Origin of the sequence: Marinifilum flexuosum (assembly GCF_003610555.1) — a bacterium.
Lineage (GTDB): Bacteria > Bacteroidota > Bacteroidia > Bacteroidales > Marinifilaceae > Marinifilum > Marinifilum flexuosum.
The window spans coordinates 315,023-338,808 of the sequence record NZ_RAPQ01000009.1 but is presented as its reverse complement, the minus strand read 5'-3'; the positions used below and the strand labels follow the sequence as shown (position 1 = coordinate 338,808).

17 protein-coding genes and 3 riboswitches are annotated in these 23,786 nt (G+C 35.5%); of the genes, 11 read left to right on the top strand and 6 right to left on the bottom strand.

Annotation, left to right across the window (positions count from 1 at the left end; genetic code table 11):
• Positions 1-52: 52 nt before the first annotated feature.
• Complete coding sequence (locus BXY64_RS11275; protein ID WP_120240069.1) at positions 53-883, top strand: thioredoxin family protein; 831 nt, start codon at positions 53-55, stop codon at positions 881-883.
• Positions 884-1,012: 129 nt separating this feature from the next.
• On the opposite strand, the gene BXY64_RS11270 is transcribed toward BXY64_RS11275, so the two are convergent.
• Positions 1,013-1,612 carry a hypothetical protein gene (locus tag BXY64_RS11270; protein WP_120240068.1) on the bottom strand — a complete coding sequence of 200 codons (600 nt, stop codon included), beginning with the start codon at positions 1,610-1,612 and terminating at the stop codon, positions 1,013-1,015.
• A 488-nt stretch (positions 1,613-2,100) separates the two neighbouring features.
• On the opposite strand from BXY64_RS11270, the gene BXY64_RS11265 reads away from it, so the two are divergent.
• From BXY64_RS11265 to BXY64_RS11230, 8 genes are all read left to right on the top strand, one after another.
• Positions 2,101-3,099 (top strand): apurinic/apyrimidinic endonuclease family protein, encoded by a 999-nt coding sequence (locus tag BXY64_RS11265; protein WP_120240067.1) that lies wholly within the window; start codon positions 2,101-2,103, stop codon positions 3,097-3,099.
• 264 nt (positions 3,100-3,363) lie between these two features.
• Positions 3,364-3,723, top strand: a complete 360-nt coding sequence (locus BXY64_RS11260) for a group I truncated hemoglobin (RefSeq protein WP_120240066.1) — start codon at positions 3,364-3,366, stop codon at positions 3,721-3,723.
• Positions 3,724-4,010: 287 nt separating this feature from the next.
• Positions 4,011-4,145: riboswitch (cobalamin riboswitch) on the top strand.
• Between the two features lie 88 nt (positions 4,146-4,233).
• On the top strand, positions 4,234-5,418 hold the full coding sequence (locus BXY64_RS11255; protein ID WP_120240065.1) for an ABC transporter substrate-binding protein: 1,185 nt from the start codon (positions 4,234-4,236) through the stop codon (positions 5,416-5,418).
• A gap of 7 nt (positions 5,419-5,425) precedes the next feature.
• Positions 5,426-6,478 (top strand): iron ABC transporter permease, encoded by a 1,053-nt coding sequence (locus BXY64_RS11250; RefSeq protein WP_120240064.1) that lies wholly within the window; start codon positions 5,426-5,428, stop codon positions 6,476-6,478.
• Positions 6,471-7,517, top strand: a complete 1,047-nt coding sequence (locus BXY64_RS11245) for an ABC transporter ATP-binding protein (protein WP_120240063.1) — start codon at positions 6,471-6,473, stop codon at positions 7,515-7,517. Before BXY64_RS11250 ends, BXY64_RS11245 begins: the two co-directional genes overlap by 8 nt.
• 62 nt (positions 7,518-7,579) lie before the next feature.
• Positions 7,580-7,787: riboswitch (cobalamin riboswitch) on the top strand.
• 163 nt (positions 7,788-7,950) lie between these two features.
• The gene (locus BXY64_RS11240) at positions 7,951-10,104 is read left to right on the top strand and encodes a TonB-dependent receptor plug domain-containing protein (protein WP_120240062.1); all 2,154 of its coding nucleotides are present in this window, start codon (positions 7,951-7,953) and stop codon (positions 10,102-10,104) included.
• Positions 10,105-10,243: 139 nt separating this feature from the next.
• A riboswitch (cobalamin riboswitch) is annotated at positions 10,244-10,449 on the top strand.
• 94 nt (positions 10,450-10,543) lie between these two features.
• Positions 10,544-12,418, top strand: a complete 1,875-nt coding sequence (locus BXY64_RS11235; RefSeq protein ID WP_120240061.1) for a TonB-dependent receptor — start codon at positions 10,544-10,546, stop codon at positions 12,416-12,418.
• 4 nt (positions 12,419-12,422) lie between these two features.
• Complete coding sequence (locus tag BXY64_RS11230) at positions 12,423-13,820, top strand: cadherin-like domain-containing protein (RefSeq protein ID WP_120240060.1); 1,398 nt, start codon at positions 12,423-12,425, stop codon at positions 13,818-13,820.
• A gap of 378 nt (positions 13,821-14,198) precedes the next feature.
• On the opposite strand, the gene BXY64_RS11225 is transcribed toward BXY64_RS11230, so the two are convergent.
• The 5 genes from BXY64_RS11225 to BXY64_RS11205 all read right to left on the bottom strand — a co-directional run bounded on the left by BXY64_RS11225 (position 14,199) and on the right by BXY64_RS11205 (position 18,911).
• Entirely contained in the window at positions 14,199-14,834 is a 636-nt protein-coding gene (locus BXY64_RS11225) for a YgjV family protein (RefSeq protein ID WP_120240059.1), read from the bottom strand.
• 108 nt (positions 14,835-14,942) lie between these two features.
• A complete protein-coding gene (locus BXY64_RS11220; RefSeq protein ID WP_120240058.1) occupies positions 14,943-16,145 on the bottom strand; it encodes a 6-phosphofructokinase in 1,203 nt (400 codons plus the stop codon).
• A gap of 155 nt (positions 16,146-16,300) precedes the next feature.
• Positions 16,301-16,963, bottom strand: a complete 663-nt coding sequence (locus BXY64_RS11215; protein WP_120240057.1) for a DUF4159 domain-containing protein — start codon at positions 16,961-16,963, stop codon at positions 16,301-16,303.
• A 1-nt stretch (position 16,964) separates the two neighbouring features.
• Positions 16,965-17,666 (bottom strand): 16S rRNA (uracil(1498)-N(3))-methyltransferase, encoded by a 702-nt coding sequence (locus BXY64_RS11210; RefSeq protein ID WP_120240056.1) that lies wholly within the window; start codon positions 17,664-17,666, stop codon positions 16,965-16,967.
• A gap of 51 nt (positions 17,667-17,717) precedes the next feature.
• Entirely contained in the window at positions 17,718-18,911 is a 1,194-nt protein-coding gene (locus BXY64_RS11205) for a Pycsar system effector family protein (RefSeq protein ID WP_120240055.1), read from the bottom strand.
• Positions 18,912-19,084: 173 nt separating this feature from the next.
• Between BXY64_RS11205 and BXY64_RS11200 the strand changes: the two genes are divergently transcribed.
• Both BXY64_RS11200 and BXY64_RS11195 read left to right on the top strand, forming a co-directional pair.
• Positions 19,085-20,014: an SdiA-regulated domain-containing protein gene (locus BXY64_RS11200; RefSeq protein ID WP_120240054.1), complete on the top strand. Its 930-nt coding sequence runs from the start codon at positions 19,085-19,087 to the stop codon at positions 20,012-20,014.
• Between the two features lie 44 nt (positions 20,015-20,058).
• Positions 20,059-23,664 (top strand): BamA/TamA family outer membrane protein, encoded by a 3,606-nt coding sequence (locus BXY64_RS11195; RefSeq protein ID WP_120240053.1) that lies wholly within the window; start codon positions 20,059-20,061, stop codon positions 23,662-23,664.
• The last annotated feature ends 122 nt before the right edge of the window (positions 23,665-23,786 follow it).

Sequence of the window (23,786 nt, the reverse complement as noted above, 5' to 3'; positions counted from 1 at the left end):
CTTATTCTGTTTCAGAAAGCAGAGTCAATCATTTAACTAAATCACAAAACAAATGAGAGAATTAAAAAAATTAAGTTTGATTTCAATTTGCCTGTTAATAGGTTTTATTGCAAATGGGCAAATTCATTGGATGAGTTCATATGCCGAAGCAAAGAAAATTGCTAAAGAACAAAACAAACTAATAGTGGTAGATTGTTGGGCCAACTGGTGCGGACCTTGCAAAAAAATGGATGAGGATGTTTGGGAAAAAGATAATATGGGAATTTACGCTGCAAAATATGTTTTTGTGAAATTGGATTTAAGTAGCGGTTTTTCAAATCCTGATTTTCTGGTAAAAGCAATACCAAAAATTTTTATTACTGACGCATGGAATAATCAGTTTGAGTCCATCACCGGTTACCAATCGCTTAGGCGAATGGAAAATTTACTTACTGCTTACAGTTTTTCTTTGGAAGATATTTATAAATCTACAGTTGAACTTGAGAAAGACGATGAAAATGTTGATAAAGCATTACAGCTTGCGATGTGTTATCAAGAGCAGAGCACTGTAGTAGAACGTGAGGCGGTAAAATCTCTTTCTTATAAAAGCCGAATGTGTTTTAAGCAGGCTGAGAAATTATTAAAGAAATCGAAGAACAAAGATTTATCGCAAAAAGTACAGATACTATCTTGCTTAAATAAAAGTGGTAAGAAAGCTTTAAAAGTTTTAGCTTCTTGTAAGCCGAGCAATGAAGAGAATGAAAATTTGAAAGCAGCCTTGTTGGCGAGAATTTATTTGTCTCTCGAACAAGTTGAGAATGCTAAAGAGCAATATGCAAAAATAAAAGACTTGCAACTTCCGTATTATGATTTTATTGCATCGGAAAGAAAACAGTTGCAGTAAGCCAATAGATATTGAGCTTTGAGATTTTAGGGAATAAAAAAATAAGTGTATCTCTAACATGAATGGGATACACTTATTAAAAAATTGTGATTCATTGGAATCATCTGGTCACACGACCCACATTGCTCATTACTTTCTGAAGGCATAATTGTATTCTTTGTTATTCGAAACTAAACGTACTTTGTACTCTCCTTCAGGTAATGCAGTAACATTAAACTTCTTTGAAAAAGTTGGAGCTGAAGTATATGACTCTTCGAAAACTTCATTGCCTAATTCATCGGTAATAGAAAGGTTGAAAGTATTATTTTCAAAAGAAAGGTAGCTCACAAACAAGTTGTTGTCTTGAGATCTGAATAAAGTTTTCTCAGCAACTTCTTTGGTATCTGTAACTTTTAGTTTATTACCTTCAATAATGAATTCTTTTTCAACATTCTCATCTGCACCACTTAGTACAATCTTGTAAATACCGTCTTCCAAATAAGAAAAGTCAAATAGTTTCTGATCGGTAGTTGCACTATTTACTTTTTTAGAATAGTATAGGTTTCCTTCTCTATCGTAAATCTTCATTTTTAGTGCCGATTCAGAAGGGTTAATGATAGAAACGATAGATAAATCTGTATCCAAATATGGATTGATTTTGATGTTACCAGTGGCAAAAGCTGAACTTGCGCCTAAGAATAGTAATGCTCCCAATACGATTCCTTTTAAATTTACATTTTTTGTTCTCATTGTAATTAAAATTTATAATTAAAAGTTAAATAAATCAGCTATTGTTTTTTCTCTCATGCTGACATTGTAAATCTATAGATTATTGATAGAAATGATCTAAATAAAATTCTCGAAAAGTAGAGAAATAACAAAAAAATGAACTTATAACGGTTTCGGAAACTCCCGAAATTGTTTGCGTTACACAGATTTAATAAAGAATTTTGTCATTATTAACATGATTTGACCATTTGGAATGTTTATGATAACGTTTACGGAATTTTCGAAAAAGGGGCAAAACGTCATTTTTGGACTGTGCTTCTAAAAAAGTGATCAAAATTGATAGAAAACCTAGCTTTAAAAATGCTCATTTAAACCATTAAAATTTCATTCTCGATTCTTTTTGAAGAAATTTTATTTAGCGCCAATATGTACTCACAGATTAATATATTTCATCAATCTTTTTGATTGCTGATTGGTATTGAACTATTTTTGGAGCAAAATTTTAGACAATGAGCTACCAAAACTTAATAGACTTTTCAGTTCATCCTTCTGATGTGGATCGATTCGATAACAAATGGGAGGGATTAAAAGAATATATCAATACACAGGAGTTAGATGGAGTAGAATTATTAATAGGATACGATCATCCGTCTGATGAAATCCCCAAAGAAGTGGTAAAATCAATTCATTTGCCTTTTTGGGTAACATGGTTGGATGTTTGGCGAAAAGGAGAAGAAGCTGCAAAATATTATTTCCCGGATGTAAATAATGATTACCTGCAATTTTGTTGTGGAGGTAAGAATGCATCAGAAATGGTGCAAACGCAAAAGAAGTTGTGGGAGCATGCAAGTCTATTTAATCCAGCACATGCAGTAATACATGCTGCTCATGTTGAGTTAGATCATGCCTTTTCTCGCGATTTTACTTATAAGAACACCGAGGTTAGTGCTAACTTGGCAGAGATGTTAAATCGTACAGCTCAGAAATTCACCGATGGCGAACCTCCGGTTACATTGGCAATCGAAAACTTGTGGTGGCCAGGTTTAGACCTACTATTCCCAGCAGAGGTAGATGATTTTGCAGGAAGGTTAGAGTTCAGCAATTGGAATGTTTTGTTGGATACAGGACATTTAATGAATACCAATCCAGCGCTGCGTTGTGAGGATGAAGCCATCGATTTTGTTTTGGATAGAATATCAAGATTATCGAAAGATGTGCAAGACAAAATTAAAAGTCTGCATCTAAATTGCAGTTTGTCGGGAGAATATCAGTTAAAGCAATTGCAAAATGGTTTTCCTCAGGATTGGGAACAACTAACCCATCGTGAAAAATATTCAGCAGCCCGTAATCATGTTTTGCAAATCGATCAGCATTTGCCTTTTCGAACCGAACGTGTGAACGAAATTATAGCAGAAGTTCAACCAGAGATTGTGGTTCATGAGTTCATTACAAAAGATATGGATGAATTTACAAGCAAATTGGAAGTACAGCGAAGCAATTTGAAATAAATAAAGGATTGAATTTGTCCTGCTATCCATAAAATAGTTCAAATCGAAGTTCCTTTTGATTGGATGTAGTTTGCTTCTATGCTAATTAATACAGTAAGAAAAAGCTTTGATAAAGGATTTACCTGTAGCATGTTTTCATTGTTATTTAGATTGTAAATGTGTTGTTGTGATTGATATTCAGCGGGTTTAGCTTGTTTAATTAATTGACATTGCAGCTAATTCTCCGTAAATTCTTGTTTATTTTATAATTAGGAGGATTTAGAAATGGAGTTATCACTTTACGAAAGACTTGGAGGTAGTGAAGGAATTACAAAAATAGCTAGTGATGCCTTAGATTTACATCTAAAACATCCTGCTATTGCACCGCGTTATTCAAAGAGCAACATCCCTGAACTAAAAAAAGCAGCAGCTAACTTTTTTATTATGGGAACCGGAGGCCCTAACGTTTATGAGGGCAAGGATATGTTAACAACTCACAAAGGAATGAATATTAGCGATGTGGAATTTAATGCTGTTATTGATGACATATTGCAAGCGCTCGAAATGAACAATGTTGGGCAAAAAGAGAAAGAAGAAGTTCTTTTTGTTCTTTATAGCATGAAGAAAGAAATTGTGGCAGTATGACACCATACTGATTGTATTTTAAGTAAGAGATTAGATCCACCTTGGTTTGATCTCTTTTTTTTTCTGAAAGTCTTGAAAAGTTTGAATCGTGAAAAAGTAGAAAAGTTGTGAAATTCCAAAGTCAATTCAAGCACTGCTGAGTAGTTTTTATTCCACAATTTTACACAATAATAAAATAACGAAAAGCTTTCATTTCTGTTGGCGATTCTCATTTTATCTTAAAAGTTTTTGTGAATTGTAGTAGTATTCTATTGTTCTGTAAGGTATTTTTATTTCCAAAATATTGCATAGCTTTGCAGCAATTGGGTTTCTTGTTTCAAGAATGAAAAGGGAATTTGGTGAAAATCCAAAGCTGTCCCCGCAGCCGTAATACTCTCCTAAGATAGTTAAGTCGGAATACCTGCCTAATTAATGAAACTATTTCGTGACTTCGGGGAACTGAGTAACGAGAGTATAATTTTGAGAATTGTATTTTCTTATCATCCTTCCCCACAATAATTTGTGGAAGAAATGAACTTATTAAAAACGATCGGCCTAAACTTGTTGCTTCTGACTGTTTTAGGTTTTGTTGCATGTCAATCAGGAGAGCAAAAAAAGCAGACTTCACAGAAATCGGAACCTGGCGTTGCTGATAAGGCTTTTTATCATCACACAAAACTGAAGTATGCAAAAGGATTCGAAATCAACATTCTGGATAATAATTTAAAGGAGTTAATTGTTTGGGACCCTTGGAATGAAGGCAAGGTTTTTCAGAAGTATTACCTTAAAAACAGAGGAGATCAATTTAAAGGAAAACTTCCTGATGATGGTTTGCTGGTAGATGTTCCCGTTAAAAGTATTGCTGCACTTTCGAATACTCAAATCGGAATTTTAAAATTTTTAGGCGTTGAGGATAAAATTGTAGCTGTTTCTTTGCCGAATAGAATTTACGATGAGGAAATTGACAAGAGAGCTAAGTCTGGTGAAATTCAGGCAGTAGGTCATTCTGAAACACTAAATTTTGAAAAGATTGTTGAAATCGATCCGGATTTGGTAATGGTGGCTGGTTTTATGAAGATTACCGATAGAGAAACCAAGTTGATGCAAGCAGGATTACCTGTTGCCTATAATATAGAATGGATGGAATCTTCGCCTTTGGCTCGTGCCGAATGGGCCAAGTTTATTGCGGCCTTTTTTAATAAGGAAGCAGAGGCCGAGCAGCATTTCGATGAGGTTGAAAAAAGATACCATGATTTAAAATCAATTGTAACTACCGTTAAAAATAAGCCAACAATTCTTTCAGGATATAACTTTAAAGGCACTTGGTACATGCCAGGAGGACAATCATACTTGGCTCAATTTCTTAGGGATGGAAAGGCAGATTATTGCTGGTTTTCGGATAGTACCAGCGGAAGTATGCCTTTAAGTTTTGAAACGGTGTTCGACAAACAACATGATGCCGATATTTGGTTTGGTCCGGGGCAATGCCGTACCATAAAAGATCTGGAAAATCTGGATGATAGGTATACTTTGTTTAAGTCGTACAAAACAAAGCAGGTATTTTGTTACACCAAAAGAATGAAAGAGAGTGGTGCCAATGATTGGTTTGAATCTGGAGTAATGCAGCCTGATGTGGTATTTAAGGATATTATTAAAATTTTACATCCGGAATTGTTGCCGGATTATGAATTGCATTTTTATCAGAAATTGAATTAACAGAACTATGATTTCTCAAAAAGGTAAAATTGTTTCTATTTTATTTGGAGGTTTAGGCCTTATTATCATTGCTTTATTACTGCTTGATCTGATTTTCGGATCGGTAAATATTCCTTTTGAGAAGGTGTTTGCAATATTGTCGGGCAGCGAGGTGAAAACTTCATGGAATTATATTGTGCTTAATTTTAGATTACCCAAAGCTTTAACAGCCATTTTGGTTGGAGCTGGATTATCGGTAACAGGATTAATGATGCAAACATTGTTTAGAAATCCTTTAGCAGGACCTTTTGTTTTGGGAATTAGTTCGGGAGCTAGCTTAGGTGTTGCTTTAATGGTAATGGCCTCGGCAATTGTTCCAGCCTTTTTCGGAGCAGTTTCTGCTTTGCTAGGAAACTGGGCTTTGGTGGTGGCGGCCGTTGCAGGTGCGTCGCTAGTGTTTTTGCTGGTAGCGTTAGCCTCAATTCGTATATCCGATAGTGTCTCTTTATTGATTATAGGAATCATGTTTGGTAGTATTACCGGGGCAATCGTAAATATATTACAATACTTTAGTGAACCCGAACAAATACAGAGTTTCATTGTTTGGACATTTGGTTCTTTGGCTGGTGTAACATGGACAGAGATGCAGGTAATGGGGCCAATTGTATTTACAGGTTTAGTTTTGGCATTTTTCCTGATAAAACCTATGGATGCACTGCTGTTGGGAGAAAACTATGCCCGAGGGGTAGGAATATCGGTAAATAAAACCAGAATCGCTGTAATCATTAGCACGGCTTTAATCGCAGGAACATTAACGGCATTTACTGGACCGATTGCTTTTGTGGGCGTTGCAGTTCCGCATATTGCACGATCTATTTTTAGAACAGCAAGTCATAAAGTGTTAATGCCAGCTGTGGTTCTCATTGGTGCAGCAATCATGTTAATTTGTGATATATTTTCTCAATTGCCAGGGAATCAAAATACATTGCCTATTAATTCTGTAACAGCATTATTTGGAGGACCAGTAGTGATATGGGTAATTATGAGGAGTAGAAATGTAAAAGCATCCTTTGGTGGATAATGGAACTATGAAAGAGGAGAGAGAGCATCAAAATATATTGGTTACCAAAGATCTTGCTATAGGTTACAAGCAATCGAAGAAAGATACTTTGTGTCTGTTGTCTGATATCAATCTAACGATTCGTAAAGGTGAAATGGTTTGTTTGCTTGGCCCTAATGGAGCAGGTAAATCTACTTTGATGAGAACCATTGCCGGTATACAATCTCCATTAGATGGTTGTACGTTGGTTGAGGGCATTCCAATTCGAGATAGAAACTTTAAAGAAATTGCACAGCTCTTAAGTATCGTTCTAACGGAAAGGATTAATGTTGGTAATCTTACCGTATATCACATAGTTTCTTTGGGACGTCATCCGTATACCTCCTGGATGGGGAAATTATCTGATGCTGATAATGAAAAAATAAAATGGGCTCTCGAGCAGGTTGGATTACTGCATTACGCGAATCACTACATCAATCAATTGAGTGATGGTGAACGTCAGCGAGTAATGATAGCAAAGGCTTTGGCACAAGATACGCCGTTAATCATGTTGGATGAACCTACAGCGCATCTCGATCTGCCGAACCGTGTTGAAATTATGCGTCTCTTACATCGTTTGGCAAGAGAAACCAATAAAGCCATTTTGATGTCTACTCATGAGTTGGATTTGGCTTTACAAGCAGCCGATTTAATCTGGTTGATGGCAAGAAATCAACCCGTAAAGGTAGGTGCTCCTGAAGATTTGGTATTGAATGGTAGCATTGAAGATACTTTCCAGAATAAATCTTTCAATTTCGATAGAAAGACCGGTAATTTTATCATGAATTACCAGAAAAAACAGACCATTCAACTTTTGGGTAATGATGTAATGGGATTTTGGACACAGCGTGCCTTGTCTCGTGAAGGATACCAGGTTACCTGTGAGCAAGTGGGGGATTGTTGCGTGAAATTAATAGAAGAAACCATGAAATGGGAAATCCACCAGAATGGAAGCGTTACCTGCTGCAACAGTATTCAAGAGTTAATTGCCTGCCTAAAAGAAACTTTACACACGAATTAATTGAGCTTGAAAAAGATGTTGAATAAACGATCTTTTTAAGAAAGTTGTAGCGAAAATTTGTATACATTTGCGCTGCATTTGGTTTTTTACTTCTCTATTATCAGAAGTAGAAATGAAAAGGGAATCCGGTGAAAATCCGGAACTATACCCGTAGCTGTAAGTTCTATATAGCTTTTTGAAATACTCCTTGCCACTGTCCCGATACATAGGGATGGGAAGGCCTCAAAAAGTAGAACAAGTCAGAAGACCTGCCACTGCAAACATTTAAGTCATTGCTTTCGGGAAAAAGAGCAAGCGAACGAAATAGTAATCAATAACTAAATAAGGATTTTTCTGCCAAAACTGGTCCTTTACGGTATGTTGTGAAATTTCTTTTAAGCTCCCTGTCTGCATTGCATTAGTTAATCTTATTTTCATTTTATTCTTTAAAGACATGAAAAGAACGTTTTTAACTGCTTTTGCATTGCTGTCATTATTTAACGCTACTGTAAAAGCTGATGAAGTGCCAAATTCAACTGATGACAAAAAGGTTGTAAAGCATTTGAACCTGGAGGAAGTAGAAATTAATGCTTCCAGAGTGAATGCAAAACTTAAGGATTTACCGCAAAAAATTGAAGTGATTACTCAAAGAATCATTGAAGCATCACCAGCTGTTGATGTGGCAGGTTTATTAAAAAGATCAGCATCGATTGATATTTTGCAATATCCAGGTGTGCAGGCAACGGTTAGTATGCGTGGTTTTACTCCTTCGCCAAGTGTAAAGTATACTGTGATTTTAGTGGATGGAAAACCAGCTGGTACTGAAAATATTGCAAGTATTAACTTGCAGAATGTAGAACGAGTAGAAATATTGAAAGGTCCTTTTTCTGCCCAATATGGATCGGCAGCTATGGCTGGGGTTGTGAATATTGTAACCAAAAATAGCACAGGAGATTTACGAGGTAGGGTTACCGTTGAAAATGGAAGTTTTAATACTTCAAAGATAAATGTAGGATTAGGTGGCTCTGTTTCAGAAACAGTAGATTTTGATTTGGGATACTCCTACTATAATCAAGGGAAAGATTACAAAACTGGTGATCGAAACTTGTATGACGAGAAGTATGCAAAATCGATTCTGGACGAAAGTACTTATGGAGAAAGAATGGAGAATACGAAATTCACTACCTACAATTTGAATACTCGATTGGGAATAAAACTAGCAGCAGGTTGGAAGATTAACCTGAACGGAGGATACTACAGAGGTGATGATGTCGAAACTCCAGGTAACTTCTGGCATACCGAAGGAATGGACTCTAAAGATATCGAACGTTTTACAACGGGTTTTGATGTAGTGGGTAAAATCAAAAATCATAGCATCAAGTTTTCTCCTTTCTATTCAAACGAGGAGAATAAAACGATTGATGTTGGATCTGATGGCTATGGTGATTTTGAAAGTGTTTACAAAAACTATGGATTCCAATTGACAGATTCCTACCAAATAGGAAAACACAACCTTGCCTTTGGTTTGGATAATAAAACCGAAAAATACGAAAGTGCCAACTTCGATACCAGCGGCAATGTTGAAGCTCCTTACCAACCAGATTATAAGAATATCGCTACAGGGCTTTATGCGCAATTGCAATTCAAATTATTAAATGACAAGTTGAACTTGATGCTTGGAGCAAGAGGAGATCACATCAAGTTTAAATTGGAAGCTGATGATTTGTTAGGAAATGAAAAGAAGAATGAGGATTACCGAGTGTTTACTAAAAATATTGGTGTAAAATATAATTTAATTGGTGGCCTATCGGCTCATGCAAGTTGGGGAGATGCTTTTTTGGCACCTAAAGCATATCAAGTAGCAGGGGAGTATACCAGAGGGACTTCAAAAACAGTAGGAAACCCAGATTTGAATCCTGAAAAATCGAATACAACAGACTTTGGTTTGGCTTATAATAATTACAGAAAAGGAATCAATTTCGACCTTACCTACTTTAATACACATCACAAAGATAAAATCATCAGAAGTTCTTTACCTGATTATAGCAGAACCTATGTAAATGCGTTAAGTTCTGATATGGATGGATTGGAATTAAGCGCTTCTTATGATTTTGGTGCATTAAGAGACTATGATTATTCCTTGCGATTGTATGTAAACTATACTCATTTGATTGATGCTACAGTAAAATATAAGGATGCCCAAGGCAACCAGTTGGAAGGAGAGATGAGGTACGTGCGTGATAACACAGCTTCATTTGGTATCGAATTCGATAACTTAAAAGGATTTTCGACAAGATTGAATGGAAGATATATTGGTCACAGATATGAGAATAACTACATGTACCTTGCGGATTATTCCAATTGGCCAAACATTACGAAGGAACCAATTGTATATAATGAAAAAGAGGTGCGTCCTGATTTAGTTAATGATGAATTGTTGCGTCACCCAGTTTCTTATGTGTTTGATTATTCAGCCAGCTATTCTTTTAACGAGAACTATACTGTTGGATTTTCAATTTCAAATTTACTAGATGAAAACTATACAGAGAAAGATGGATATAATATGCCAGGTAGAGCATTTATGGCAAAATTCTCATATCAGTTTTAAGATATAACATTTATGACAAAACAAGGGGAATCTATCTTAATAGATTCCCTTTTTAGTATAAGTGAATTTTTTGTTAATAGCTGATAAACAGCATGTTTTAAAATGGTTTGTTAGTAATGGATTTATTGGTCTTTTTTCATACATTTGCAACGCATTTGGTTCTCGTACATTTGTTTCTTAACAAATTGAGATGAAAAGGGAATCCGGTTCAAGTCCGGAGCTGTTCCCGTAGCTGTAAGCTCAAATAAAAAGCTTTTATACTGCGATACCACTGTTCCTAATAGGGATGGGAAGGTTGATAAAAGTTGAGCAAGCCAGAAGACCTGCCAATCTGCATACAATTTTTCAAAACATTCGGAGAAGGTGTTTGGAAAACGATAGGTTTTAGTAGCTCAAACTGTTGTTATCCCAATGTTTTCTTCGTTATCAAACCAATAAGATGAAGTGGAAATTTATTATTGTGCTGGTGATATGTTGTTTTAGGATTAGTGTGATGGCACAATCGAGTAGTATGGATACGGTTCATATTAATGCCATTGATATTATAGCACCACGATTAAAACATTTTACACAAACCGAAAAGATAGTCAAGCTAGATACAACGGTTCTTCAGAATTATGACAGTAAGGATTTGGGTTCTGTATTGGAGAAAATATCATTGGTAACGGTATCATCAAATGGCGCATTTGGGGCCCTATCTAATGCAAGTGTGCGTGGAGCTTCGGCAGCAAGTACATCTGTTAATTGGAATGGAGTTCCGGTAAACTCACTTACAACAGGCTCTGCTGATTTGTCGCTGATTGGTGCTGGAAGTTTTGATAATGTTGAAATTGTTTACGGCGCAGTATCTTCTTTATATGGAAGTGGTACCATGGGAGGGGCAATTGAACTTTCCAATACTCCAAACTGGAAAAATGAGTCTTTAGTAGGAGTACAATCGGAAGTAGGGAGCTTTTCGAATTACAAAACAAAACTTTACGGGAAATATTCCAATAGCTGGATTTCTTATACAGCACAGGCATTTTTTCAATATGGTAAAAATGATTTTAAATACACAGATAAGTATGATTTTGATTCGCCTACAGAAAGATTAACCAATAATGAAAACAGGGTTTATGGTACGATTCACGATTTACATCTGAAATTGAATAAGCATTACTTAGATATGGGGGCTTGGTATCAGGCTAAAAGAAAAAAGATTCCTGGAATAATGGGAATCGGAACACCCAAAAGTAATCAGCAACAGAGAGATTCGTCATTAAAAGTATATCTGGGATGGAAAACTTTAGTAGGAAAGTTCCGAATTGAAGCAAAGACAGCTTATTTGTTTGACTATTTAAAATATACCGATGATTATGTGTCGGTTATTCAATCCAGAAGAGTGTTGAATGATGCCAATGTACGCTACTATGCAAATAGCAAGTTCAGTATGGATGTTAATGTGAAATACTCGTGGTTGAAAGGGGAGACGAATAATTACGAAAAGGAGGAGAATGAATCTAGAGTAACATTAGCGACTAAATATTCGCCTGACTTTGGAACCTTTATTGTCACAATTGGGAAAGAATGGAATTCAGAGGTTAATCCACCTGAAATGTATTCATTTAGCTCTTTATTTCATGTATTACCAAATGTTTTGAATTTTAGAGCAAAAGCAGGAACGCATTATCGAAGACCTACTTTTAACGATAGGTATTGGATGCCAGGAGGAAATCCGGATCTTAAAGCAGAAGAAGGTTGGAATGCAGAAATAGGATTGTCCTTACTTTCTTTTACAAGTAAAATTGGGAATTTTTCGTCGGATTTAAGTTTGTATCAGTCTAAAAATAAAAATTCGATTGGATGGCGTCCTGATGGAGGGCACTGGAGCTCTACTAATACTGGTAAAATGATAAGTAAAGGTTTAGAGGTAGAATTGAATCATACTTTAAATGTTGCCAATAATGTAGTTAGAACAGTTGTAAAATATGCTTATAACGATGCCTACAATAATGATAAAAACAGTGATGACTATAAACAAACTTTGGCGTATCGTCCACATCATATTACCAAGCTTTTGAGTGATTTTATTCACAAAAACTGGAATGCTGGAATTATTACAACTTTTAGATCACATACTAAAAATTGGGAAGAACAAAAGGTCGATGGAAGTTTTCTTCTTGATGTAAATGCCGGATATCGACTAAAAACTGATTTTGCAAAAATTAAACTTAGTGGAAGGGTTGAAAACCTTCTTGATAAATCATATGAGCTGGTTAAGTATTACCCCATGCCGGGCCGAGCTTATTATTTAGGGGTTAATGTAATTTTTTAATACAATGAAAAAGTTTTTGAAATTTAGCTTAGGCTTGTTAATTGCAAGTTCTTTATTCGTATCCTGTTCGGATGATGATAATGAAATGCCGAGTCTATCAGTGAACCAAGGCGTAACGCTTGAGAATGGTGCAACTGTTACGATTACTCCTGAAGAGTTAAATGTTGTAGATACTGATACAGAAGATATTGAAATTGTATATACAGTAACCACGGCAACAGAAAATGGTATTTTGGCTCATGCTGATGAATTAGAAACTGCTATTGAAAGCTTTACTCAAGCAGATGTTGCAGCTTCAAAAATCGTTTATGTTCATAATGGAAGTCAAACTCTTACAGATGAGTTTTCTTTCTCAGTAACTGACGGTGACAATTTATTGACTGGTACTTTTAATATTAGCATTGGAGAAAAACAGATCAGCTACTTTTATGTGTTGAATGAAGGTAGTTCGAATGGTGCTATTACAATGATCAACCGTAACGATGAGGTTACTAACAATTACTTCTCTACTGCTAATGGAGGTGTTGCATTAGGACAATATCCGCAATCAATGGCTATGAATGAGGATTATGCGTTTGTTGTAGTTACTACAGGAAATGGCTCAGGTTATGTTGAAGTTGCAAATAAATCTGACTTTACACATTACAAAACAATTGAAGGGTTCTCTTATCCACGAGAAATTACTTTAGTAGGAGATAAGGCTTATGTTTCAAATGGAAAGGGGCAGGATGCAAGCTATGCTAAAGAAAACAATGAAATTTATGTGATCGACCTAAAAACCATGACTAAGACGGGACAAATTTCTGTAGGAGCAGGACCTGAAAAAATGGTGGTTTCAAATGGTAAATTATATGTTTCGAACAGTGGAGGATGGTCGAATGATGATAATACTGTGACTGTTATAGATACTGAAACTGACCAAGTTTTGGAAACCATAACTATAAAATCTTGTCCTAAAGATATGGTGGTTGATGTTAATGGTGATGTTTGGGTGTATTGTTCTGGAAAACCAGATTATAGTAATTACCCTGATGTTACTTATACTGATTCAGGAATTTCTGTGATTACAGAATCAACAAGTACAGTTACATCTTATGATTTAACAAATTTATCAACAAATGGTATTAAGAATATTGCAATTAACAAGGCAAAAGATGTAGTTTATTTCATGTCGGATGCTGTATATGCAATGAGTATTACAGCTACTGAATTGCCAACTACTAAATTTATCGATGCAACATTTTACGGAATTGATGTAAACCCTGTAAATGATAACTTATGGGTGTGTGTAGCTGATTATGCAATTACTGAAGGTGAAGTTCATGTTTATTCCTCAGATGCAGAAAAACTAAAAGAATTTACAGTTGGTTATATGCCAAACTCAACCACTTTTAGTTATTAAAAAAAGAATTGATCATTCAGATCACAAAGAATACATTAAAAAAGCTTGACTCAGTATTGGGTCAAGCTTTTTATTTTGAATGATATCCTGCAAAAAGAAACAGATTTGTGTGTAAATCCACTCATTTTCGATGAAGTTTGATCACATTTACCGATAAATCCTATTGTCAACGCCGATTGAGAAGCGGATTTATGGGTAAATCTTATCAATTGCAGAAAAAAGTAATTCATCTATTCGTAAATCCTATCTTTAACAATGAACGATGATTGCATTTACCAGTAAATCCTATTGTCAGTGTGCAAAAGTACCTCCTGAATTGGTTCAGGTACTCGTTTTCCAAAAAAAGAAACTCCTCAATTGATTGAGGAGCTTTTCGAATTAGTTTAAATTCTTTTTCATGATGGATTTGTTATCCTTTTTGTCTGCTTCAAATCCCATTTTTTCCATGTATTTCAGCATTTGTGTAGAATAACAGTATACCGATTTGATATCGTGATCGCTTAAGCTTTGTTTTAAGCTTTTGTACAAATAATCGCCAACTTTAAAATCTCTGTATTGAGGAAGAGCGTAATCCAAATCTATTTTTAATTCATTTTCTTCTTGTGTGCCGATAAAAATCCCTGCCACAGCCATATTTCTCAATACGAAAATTCCCAACTGTTTCTCTTTCTTTTCAAAATTAGGATAGAAATTCCCAATGTCTTTTTTGTAGTAGTCTAAAAGGTGTATTAGCAATTCATCGTTATCTTTTATCTCAATTACTTTAAAATCTTCTTTTTGTCCATACATCTTTTTCAGATTGTAAATATTGGCACACACAATTAAAAAGTTCATGATTCCAACAGGCAATGAGCCAATTAAAAATCCATAAGTTGAGAAGAGAATAGCTCCTGCCAAATTGTACCATCGAAGTTTTATAATCGATGTCATTGTTAATGATACCAGTACAAGAACAGATGCAGCGTATCCAATCCATTCCAATACAGAAATACCTAAAATGTTAAATTCTAACATAAGAGTTAAGTTTAAATAAATAATAAATTAAAATGGGAATGGTTGTGAAAGTAGAAACCTCTCAACACAATGTTGAAAGGCTTCCCAAATGTACAAAATTATGTGGAACTACAAACCTGTCATTAAAAACAATGGCTGAAGTTCAAAACTATTATACTTTGGTCTTAGTCGTTCTATATTATAATATCGATCAACATCTACCAATTTTTTCGAACTGGTAACGATGTCAATAGGTGCATTGTCGTATCTTCCGTTGCGCAAGGTGATTAGTCGTCCATGAATTCCTTTAATGATTAAATCCAGAGCCAAATTGCCAAAGGCCATTGGAACAATAGAGTCAATTGCATCCGGATCGCCACATCGTACCATATAGCCTAGCTTTTGATTGATGACATTAATGGGTTTAGAGTTATTGAACTTAGGAGATAGAATCTTCATCTGCTCTGATACTTGATCTCCAATACCACCGAGTTTTTTGTGACCATAGTCATCCATTACATGATCCTGGAAAATCATCTCTTCACCTGAAAAGGCTGCTCCTTCTGAAATGAGTACTACAGAATACCTACTTGGATTGGAAAATCGATCCTGAATCATTAATTCAGTAAGACGTTCGATATCGAAATCGTGTTCAGGGATTACACAACGGTTGGCAGCACCAGCTAAAGTAGGCAGAATAGCTGTAAATCCAGCATAGCGCCCAAATACTTCAAGAACCAATAAGCGCTCGTGCGAACCTGCCGAAGTTCTTAAGCTGTGAGTAAGTGAAATGGTTCGGGTAATGCATGTACTAAATCCAATACAATAATCGGTTCCAGGAACATCATTATCCATGGTTTTAGGAATGGCAATTACTTTAAAACCTTCCTGGTATAGGCGAACACCATAACTTAGAGTATCATCACCACCAATTGGAATTAAATAATCGATGTTCAAAAAGTCAAGATTGGCTAAAACCTCTTCAGTTAAATCATTTACATCCTGATCGTACTTGTCTTTCAAGTGTGTAGGAACTCTTTCTCTGGATGTTTTGGAAGGATTTACTCTTGAAGTGTGAAGAAATGTACCTCCTGTACGACCTACTTTATTTACCAACTCTTCGGTTAAAACTTCAAAGTTTTCACTATTATCCGCCTTTTCATCTCTTACGATATCAATCAGACCCCTCCAGCCTTTTCTAATACCGATTACTTTATAGCCTTCTCTTAATGCTCTAATGGTAACGGCACGAATTGCAGGATTCAATCCGGGAACATCACCGCCACCTGTTAAGATGCCTATTATCCCTCTACAAGAATTATTATTTTTCATAGCAAAAACTTTAGTGATTGATATCAAATACTAATCGGTATTATACGACAAATACACAATTAAGTGTATAAGTTATCATTTTGTTAATGAAAATTCAAAATGAGCATGAAATATTAAGGTAGAAGTAATAGAGAATTAAGTAATTAAGAATAAATCTAATTACTGAAAGCAAAAGAGATGATGTTAGCACCCATTTTTAAGGCTTTTAAATGTTTTTCTTTGGTATCATTATGAACTGAAGTATCTTCCCATCCATCCCCTAAATCGGTCTCGTAGGTATAGAAGCAAACTAATCTTCCTTTGTAAAAAAGTCCAAAACCTTGTGGCGACTTTCCATCATGTTCGTGGATCTTGGGCAGTCCGGTTGAAAATTCATAGACCTGATGATATATGGGATGAGAAAATGGCAGTTCAACTAGCTCTTCGTTTGGGAACACTTTTTTTATTTCTCTTCTGAAATAGGCATTCAATCCGTAATTGTCATCAACGTGTAAGAATCCACCTGCCATTAAATATTTTCTAAGATTAATAACTTCCTGATTGCTTAGTACAATGTTACCATGTCCCGTTAAATGGATAAAAGGCAAAGAAAATATTTCCGGGCTACCCACTTCAACAGTTATGGGTTCTGCCTGAATATTTGCAATTTGATTTTTATTGCAATACTGAATAAGGTTTGGCAATGAGCCCGGGTTTGCATACCAATCACCACCACCATTATACTTCAGCAAACCAATACGTACCGTTGTATTTTGCGATCGACCGCTAAAGCTCAAAAGTATGAGGAATGTGAGGAGTATGTAGTGTTGAATTCTCATTTTAATAGTTTGCAAGACTTACGATATTGCAAGCAACAACTCCTGCTGTTTCGGTTCTCAACCGACTTTCGCCAAGGGATATTTCCTGAAATCCATTTGCCTTGGCCAATTCAACTTCTTCGGGACTAAAATCGCCTTCAGGGCCAATTAATACCAAACATTTTGCTTTGGGCTTGCATAGTTGTTTAAGATGCGTTTTTTCTCCAGGATTACAATGAGCTATGAATTTATCACCATCGAAATCAGAAGTTACCAAATCAGCAAATTTGGTCAAGTTGTTTAGTTTTGGATGATATGCTTTTAATGATTGTTTCACAGCAGAGGTAATTACTTTAAAAAGTCTATCGTGTTTTACCACTTTGCGTTCCGAGTGTGAGCACAATAGTGGAGTAAACTCACTTGTTCCAATTTCAGTACATTTTTCAAGAAACCATTCGGTTCTGTCGATGTTTTTTGTTGGAGCCAAAGCCAGATGTAGCTCATAATCCAACTTGCCAAACTCTTCTTTTTTCTCAATGCATTCAACAGTACATCGTTTGGGATGTGCGTCGATTATTTTAGCCGTGAATAGTGTTCCTTTTCCATCAATCAAATGAATTTCATCTTCTTCTTTCAACCTTAAAACACGAACACAATGCTTCGACTCAACTTCATCAAGTTGATAATACTGATCTTTTATATCTGGAGTGTAAAATAAATTCATATTAATCTGCGCTTGTTAATTGGGCTGCAAATTTAGGCTTTGTTCAGTTATTTACCACATTAATGGCTGATATATTGCAGCCAAAATAAAGGCAGCCACAGATAATATTAACCCGTACATGAAAATGGTATAGGAAATTCTTAAAAAGCGATACTTTTTACCCAACACTTTCCCCAAGTAGTACTGATCTTTAATCAAACTGTCATACAATTCATCGTAGTCAGTCATCATTCCTTTTAAGGCTTTTGAATAAATTCCCAAATCCATGTCGTGGAAATTTCCGAAGAAAAGAAGGTTTACTCTTTTCTTTTTTACATCTTCCTCAGAGAATTTACCATCGGTAACAATAGGACGTGTTGCCATAACAGAATAGGTGATGGTAACCAAACAAACAATCAGCAAAATAATACAAGGAATAATGAAATGAGGAACATCCATTATATTCTTAAAAATAAAGAAGATTGCCGATATAATGATGGAGTTAACGGAGATCATTAAGTTGGCCTTGCTGTCGGCAATCGAACTAAGGTTAATTTGATTTCTTGCAGTAACCTTAAACATGGTTTCAATACCTCGTTGAGGCATTTTCAGTTTCATGTTCTGACTTTCTAATTTCTCAACTTTCTCATTTAGTTTTCTCAGTTCTTTCTCGTGATATCCCTTGATTTTGGCAACTACTTTTTGGTAATTCTGTTCCTTCTTTTTGGCAAAAAGCTTTTTACCACACTTGGTTTTGTATTTGTGGTTTTGCAAGAATACTAAAGTACCTTCCCAATACTCTTTTGGAGGAATTTCACGTTTGTATAAGGCTTGTTTCTCTTCACGCAATTGCTCAGAGCTTTTCATGTAACTCTTCGAAGCCAAATGATACAAATCAGCATCACATAGTGCATTGCAAACTGGGTTATCGCACGGAGGATGAGGTATTTTTGTGTGAAGAATGGCTTGAGTGACCTGATCAATTTTTTCTTCCGGGTAATTACGAGCTTCTAAAAAAACTCTCGCATTACGCGCACTTAGTTCCTCATGATTTGAATAATCTTCATAATATCCTGAATCGTGAAACCAAGCTGCCAAAATGAGAATTTCTTTTTGCTCCTCGCTAAATTCTAATCCTTCACTAATTTTAATAGAATGCTTAACTACATTCTGAGTATGCTCCAAGTTGTGATAAGTGTATATGGGTTTAATTGCATCTTCAATTAGCTTAGTAACGTATTTTTCAGCCTCCTGGATCATATTCATAATTTGAATTTTTCAGTTCTTGAGATATATTTTTTGACTGAATAAATATAATCATTAAACATGAAATCCTTTTGTCAAATGAATATAAATGCCTCAATCGCCCTTTTTTTATTGGTATTTGAGGCTTATTTGTTAATTTTATGATTCCAATAATTAAAAGTTAGATCTTTCGTATGACAAAAATATTTCACACACTAATTTGCTTGGTTGCTCTTGTGTTTTTTCTTGAGGCATGTGCCCAAAAGAAAGATCAGAAAATGATTTATTTATCGGAAGACTATGAAAAGTTTCCTTATGATATTTATGAACCCGATAAGAAATATGAATTAAAAGATCATTTGAGGGAAATATCAGCCTTAAGTTATTTTACGGAACATTCTCTTTTGTGTGTGAACGATGAAAAAGGAATTATCTATAAATTCAATCACAAGAAGAAAGAGGTAACCAAAAAATATGAATTTGATAAGTCTGGGGATTACGAAGGGGTTGAAATGGTAGATTCATTGGTTTACGTCTTAAGATCGGATGGGAGAATTTTTAAGGTTGATCACTTAAAGGATAAAAACATTCATTCGGTAAAGCGAACCACTCACTTGAATGCTGGTAATGATACGGAAGGATTGGGATATGATCCTTCAACAAATTCATTGTTGGTAGCCTGTAAAGGAAGTCCGGCACATTCCAATAAATACAGAGGAAAGAGAGCTATCTATGAATTCTCGATAGATAAAAATGAATTGTCGAAAGAACCAAAGTACCTGATTGACCAAGATCAAATTCGTAAGATATTGGAATTTGATGCCTATTCGAGATTTTCGGTAAGGCTAATGGAAAATATTAATCCGTCACAGGGTGATATTACTTTTCAGCCATCAGCTGTAGCAGTTCATCCTATTACAAAGAACTTGTATGTTGTAGGTTCTGTAGGTAAGCTTTTAGTGGTGCTTAATCCTAAGGGAGATATTCAAGCAATCGTGAAGTTAAAGCGTAAAATTTTCCGTCAGCCTGAGGGAATTTGCTTTACACCCGATGGAACCATGTTTATTTCAAACGAAGGGAAGGGAAGTAAAGCAAATATTTTAAAATATAGCTTCAAACAATAATTGAAATCCACTTTTCGTAATTGATTTTATAAAATCAAAAATTTATGAGAAAGATATATTCACTTTTAAGTCTGTTGGTTTTTGCTTTTGCGGTTTGCGGGCAAAACAATGAAACTCCAAATTCAAATTTACTAAAGCACTCTATATTTTTTATTGGAGACCTTGGTGAGGCAAACATTGTAGATGCCAATTTAGATATGCTAAGGGAGCAATTGAATCAGGCAAATGAAAAGGCTACTCTTGTTTTTCTAGGGAATAGCATATCAAAAGAATATGCCAAGCAAGAAGTTGAAGATATCAGTATTGGAGATCAAAACTTAATTAAGCTTTTGGATTTGGCCAAAAGTTTTAAAGGAGAAAGCATATTTATTCCTGGTGAGAAAGAGTGGAACCAAGGTCACAAAAGAGGTTGGGAAGCCATTATGAATTTGGAAACCTATATTGAAGATTATATTGGCAAGGGAGACGTGTTTTTACCAACAGGAGGATGTCCGGGACCGGTTGAAATTGAGATAGGTAATGATGTTGTTTTACTTGTGATTGATTCTCAGTGGTGGCTACACGTGGCAGATAAGCCCGAGGCTGAATGTGGATTTGAAAGTTCATCAGATTTTTTAATTCAATTAAGTGATGCACTAAAAAGAAATAAAGACAAGAAAATTGTATTGGCGGCACATCATCCAATCTATAGTGGAGGAAAACATGCTGGTAATTTTCCATTTGTAGGACCAGTGGAGTTGTATCGTAAAATATTTGGAACTCCTCAAGATTTTGCATACCCATTTTATAAACAGATGAGATATATGGGGAGAAAGTTTTCCAGGGTATATGAGAACCTTATTACAGTGTCGGCGCATGATAATAGTTTACAGTTTATCGAGAAGGATAACTCATTTTTTGTAGTTTCAGGATCGGGGAGTAAGGCTGAATATGTGTCTGATAAAAAGATGGATATTGCTTTAAGGGAAATAGGTTTTACTCGACTCAACTTTTATTCTAATGGTGAAGCTTGGTTTGAAATGTGGTCGGTAGGAAAGGATGGTACTGAAAATGCTCGTCTTGCCTTTCAGCGCAAATTGTTTACGAAAACTTTACCTACCAGAGAAGACTTAGAAAAAAAATATAAGGATTTAAATTTTGCAGATAGTACAGTTACCGTTGCAGCGAGTGATTTGTATTCTACTGATAGCAAGTCGAAAAGGAATTGGTTAGGAAACAATTATCGTGAGGAATGGGAAACGCCAATTGAGGTTCCTGTTTTTGACATTGGAACCGAAAAAGGAGGATTAAAAATTCTGAAACGAGGAGGTGGTCAGCAAACTCGCTCCTTAAGATTGGAAGCTAAAGATGGTAAGCAATATGTGTTGAGATCGGTTGAGAAGTATACTGAAAAAGCAATACCGGCAGCTTTAAGAGGAACTTTTGCTGCTAAAATTGTTCAGGATGGTATCTCAGAATCCTATCCTTATGCAGCCATTGCAGTGCCTAAACTGGCAGATGCAGCAGGTGTTTATCATAGCAATCCAACAATTGTTTATGTGCCAGATGATCCAAGATTTGGGATCTACCAGGAAGATTTTAAGAATGAATTGTACCTTTTCGAAGAACGTCCGAATGATGACATGTCGGATGCTGATAGCTTTGGCAATACCAAGGATGTATTGGGAACAGATAAGTTAATCGAAAAAAGATTCAAGAATGCAGACTTGGTAATTGATGAAACATCTGTTTTACGAGCACGATTGTTTGATATTTTTCTAAATGACTGGGACAGGCATGACGATCAGTGGCGTTGGGCTACTTTCGAGAAAGATGGTAAAACCATTGCAAGACCCATTCCTCGCGATCGAGACCAGGTTTTCTTTTACAGCGATGGTAAAATTCCATGGTTGATTCGAAGAAAATGGGCAATGCCAAAATTTCAGATTTTCGATTCGATTCCTGAAAATGTGGTTGGTCTTGGGTTTAATGCTCGTTATTTCGATCGCAATTTCCTTCAGTCGAAACACAAACAGGACTGGGTGGATATGGCCAATGAACTAAAGTTGAAATTGACCAATGAAATTATAGAAAGTGCAATAAAAGATCTGCCCAAAGAGGTTTATGCTATTTCTGCAGATGATATTGTGGCAAAATTGAAATCGCGGAGAGATCTTTTGCCAGAATTGGCTGTTGAGTTTTACAATTATTTGGCACAAAAGGTTGATATCGTTGGTACAAACGGGACAGAGGATTTTGATGCAGAGTGGGATGATGATGGAAACCTACATGTTAAAGTTCGTCGTTTGAGTAAAAAAGGAAATAAGAAAGAAAAACTTTACGACCGTAAATTCCTGAAGGACGAAACCAAAGAGGTGCGCATTTATGGTTTAGGTGGTAAAGACGAATTTGATATCGATGGAAAATATTCGAAAGGTGTTAAGCTAAGAATTGTTGGAGGAACCGGAAAAGATAAAATTAAGATTGACAGCACACGAAAGTCCAATGTGGCAGTTTACGATAAATCCAAAACCAAAATAAAAGGGAATGGTGCTTTCCAAAATCGTCTATCGAAAAATAAGAGTGTGAATGTTTATAATCGTAAATCTTTTAAATATGATATTGTTAGTCCTGCAGCAAATTTAAATTTTGTAAGTGATGATGGATTAATATTGGGAGCTGGATTTAATATCAAGAAACAGAGTTTTAGAAAAGAACCTTATGGATCGATGCATAAATTTTTGGTGAATTATGCATTCATGTACCCATCGGCCCAAATTAAATATTCAGGGGAAATGATTGGTGTATTTAAATCTTTGGATCTCTTGGCCAAAATAGATTACAATACTCCAAATTTTCAAGGTTATTATTTTGGGCTTGGAAATGAAACAGAAAACCCTGATTTGGATGATAAGGAGTACAACCGCATTCGTATGGGTAGAACGGAGTTGGTTTTGCAATTAAGGAAAAAAATTGGAGCAAATCAGAGTATTTCTTTTGGCCCATTCTTCGAGCAGTTGGAATTAAAAGCAACTCCTGATAGATTTGTAACCGATTTTAGCAATTCGGATAATGATTTGGATCTGCTAAGCGATTTTGATACCAGAAAATATTTGGGAATAAATATCAAACATGAGTGGGATACACGAGACAGTAAGGTGATACCTTCTCGGGGAATGTATTGGACCAATTCATGGAGTTTTTATCGTGGTTTAGAGAAAAATGACCATAATTTCCAGAAAATGGAAACCGATATGCGTTTCTATACAAGCTTAGGAAGACCACAACGTAGTATTTTTGCACTACGCATAGGAGCAGCTCACAATACAAGTGGCTATTCATTTTATCAGGCCAATAAGCTGGGAATGAAATCAAACTTAAGAGGATATCGACAGGATCGATTTGCAGGTGATGACATGGTATATCAGAATACCGATTTTAGATTTCGCCTGGCAAGGTTTAAATCTTATTTCCTTGGGGGAGAAATTGGGGTGTTAGCTTTTAACGATTTTGGTCGTGTATGGCTTGATGGTGAAAGCTCTAGCAAATGGCATCATGGATATGGTGGAGGTTTTTGGGTTTCGCCTTATAAATTAATGGTATTAACTGCTAATTTTGGCATGTCGGAAGAAGAAAATATTTTCTCTCTCGAGTTTAAATATATGTTTTAGAAATTGAAAATACTTGGAGTACTTAAAGTGCCTAAAGTACTTGTAAGTTTGTCATTTGAAACTCTTAAATTTAAAGAAGTTTGAAGTACAGCTTGAGTAAAACTATGGTGGCTGTTGATTTT